Source organism: Catenibacterium sp. UBA627 (assembly GCF_002299355.1).
Lineage (GTDB): Bacteria > Bacillota_I > Bacilli_A > Erysipelotrichales > Coprobacillaceae > Catenibacterium > Catenibacterium mitsuoka.
The window spans coordinates 1-2,113 of the sequence record NZ_DBPF01000109.1 but is presented as its reverse complement, the minus strand read 5'-3'; the positions used below and the strand labels follow the sequence as shown (position 1 = coordinate 2,113).

Annotated in this window: 4 protein-coding genes and 1 tRNA gene; 3 read left to right on the top strand and 2 right to left on the bottom strand. The window is 34.3% G+C overall.

Annotated elements, in window-relative coordinates; translation table 11 throughout:
* The 3 genes from B2S90_RS06985 to B2S90_RS06975 form a co-directional block, all read left to right on the top strand.
* A partial coding sequence (locus B2S90_RS06985; protein ID WP_286696778.1) for a tRNA lysidine(34) synthetase occupies positions 1–453 on the top strand: 453 nt, incomplete at its 5' end.
* Positions 453–1,136 (top strand): tRNA threonylcarbamoyladenosine dehydratase, encoded by a 684-nt coding sequence (locus B2S90_RS06980; RefSeq protein ID WP_278861270.1) that lies wholly within the window; start codon positions 453–455, stop codon positions 1,134–1,136. The genes B2S90_RS06985 and B2S90_RS06980, both read left to right, overlap by 1 nt.
* Positions 1,137–1,140: 4 nt before the next feature.
* Positions 1,141–1,689 carry a DJ-1 family glyoxalase III gene (locus B2S90_RS06975; protein WP_006506239.1) on the top strand — a complete coding sequence of 183 codons (549 nt, stop codon included), beginning with the start codon at positions 1,141–1,143 and terminating at the stop codon, positions 1,687–1,689.
* 66 nt (positions 1,690–1,755) lie between these two features.
* On the opposite strand, the gene B2S90_RS06970 is transcribed toward B2S90_RS06975, so the two are convergent.
* Both B2S90_RS06970 and B2S90_RS06965 read right to left on the bottom strand, forming a co-directional pair.
* A tRNA-Glu gene (locus B2S90_RS06970) sits at positions 1,756–1,831 on the bottom strand.
* A 48-nt stretch (positions 1,832–1,879) separates the two neighbouring features.
* Positions 1,880–2,113, bottom strand: a 234-nt coding sequence (locus B2S90_RS06965; RefSeq protein ID WP_286696777.1) for a hypothetical protein, incomplete at its 5' end; no start/stop codon positions are given.

Here is a 2,113-nt window from a genome sequence, read left to right as displayed (position 1 = left end):
AGAGCACAGGAATTAGGATGTAATAAGATTGCGTTAGGCCATCATTATTCTGATGTAATAGAAACAATATTAATGGGTATGATGTATGGGGCTCAGGTCCAGACTATGATGCCTAAGCTTCATAGTAAGAACTTTAAAGGTATGGAATTAATTCGTCCTATGTATTTGATTCATGAAGAAGATATTATTGCCTGGGCTGAAAAGTTTAATTTAAAGTTCTTGCAGTGTGCATGTCGTTTTACAGAAGAATCTGAAGCACGTGGAGAAATTGAACATACATCTAAACGTGCAGAAACTAAGATGTTGATTAAGAAACTAAGAGAAATCAATCCTAAAGTAGAACAGAATATTTTTAAGAGTGTAGAGAATGTCAATCTTAAAACAATCATTGCCTATACTGACTGGGATGAATCAAAGAAGAGTTTCTTAGATTTCTATAAGGAGCAGGAATAATGGACGATCAGTTTATAAGATTAAGATGGGTGGCAGGTAATGAGTCTATTGATATCATGAAGACTAAACATGTTGCAGTGTTTGGCTGTGGTGGTGTTGGAGGCTATGCCATTGAAGGATTGGTTCGTTCTGGTATAGGAACAATTGATGTATTTGATCATGATACAGTGGATATCACAAATCTCAATAGACAGATAATTGCCTTACATTCTACAGTAGGTAAGAAGAAAGTAGATATTATTAAAGAACGTATGTTAGATATTAATCCAAATTTAAATATAAATACGTTTGATACATTTTATTTACCAGAGAATGCTGATACAATAGATTTATCTCAATATGATTATGTAATTGATGCAATTGATACAGTAACTGCAAAGATAGAATTGATTAAGAGATGTACAGAATTGAATGTACCTATTATCTCTTCTATGGGTACAGGAAATAAGCTTGATCCTTCTCACTTACAGATTACTGATATCTATAAGACAAAGATTGATCCTCTTGCGAAAGTAATGAGAAGAGAATTAAAAGCAAGAAGAATTAAGAAGTGTTTAGTTGCTTATTCAGATGAGATTCCTGCAAAGACAGGACAGAGAACACCAGGTAGTAGTGTATTTGTGCCAGCGAGTGCAGGATTAATGATTGCAGGATATGTGTTTCAATCATTGATAGGAGGATAACAGTATGGCAAAAGTTGCAGTTTTAATGGCAGATGGTTTTGAAGAAGTAGAAGCCTTAGGTGTAGTAGATATCTTAAGACGCGCAGAGGTGGATGTAGACACTGTTTCTATTAAAGAGGAGCAGGTTGTCATTTCTTCTAGAAACATTCCTGTACGTGCCGATAAGACACTTACAGACATGGATTATTATGATATGATTGTGATTCCTGGAGGAGCAGGTGCATGGACCTTAAGAGATGATGATCGTATTATTTCACTCATTAAGAAATATGATCATGAAGAAAGATATATTGCCGCTATATGTGCAGGACCTATGGCTTTAGGTAAAGCAGGTGTAATCACTAATAAGAAAGTCACTTCTTATCCAGGAGAAGAAATAGAAAGCTATTTAAAAGCAGGTAAATATGTTGAAGAAGAAGTGGTTGTAGATGGTCATATTATTACTAGTAGAGGACCAGCTACAGCATTTGCGTTTGCTTATAAGCTTTTAGATGTATTAGGTATTGATTCATCAAGCCTTAAGCATGGAATGTTGTATGATTTATACAGATAGCCTTTGTGCTATCTTTTTTTATTTAGGTATAAAAAAAACGATCCCGAAGGATCGTAGTATTTAATATGGTGACCGGTACGGGATTCGAACCCGTGAATGCATGCGTGAAAGGCATGTGAGTTAACCGTTTCTCCAACCGGCCAGCGGAATTGAGTATATCATAGGAGAAACGAACACGTCAATAGTTATCTTAATATTTTGATAATGAAAATGCTGAAATTTTTTTGTCTTTAAAGGTAAACTTAATTTGTATATTCTTCTCTTTATATTTATAGGTTATTGTACCTTTTCCGTTATTGTAATGGTTAGAAGTAGGAGAAGAATAAGTATGCTTTACTGTAGAATAATCAGTCCCAATAGTAATATTATTCTTAAGTTTATACTTCTTGGTAAAGAGAGTGATTGTTTGGATCTTTCCATCTTT

What these genes read in the sequence shown, in the direction of transcription:
- B2S90_RS06975 (WP_006506239.1), top strand. Translation starts at nt 1,141, where the DNA reads ATGGCAAAAGTTGCAGTTTTAATGGCAGATGGTTTTGAAGAAGTAGAA.
- B2S90_RS06980 (WP_278861270.1), top strand. Translation starts at nt 453, where the DNA reads ATGGACGATCAGTTTATAAGATTAAGATGGGTGGCAGGTAATGAGTCT.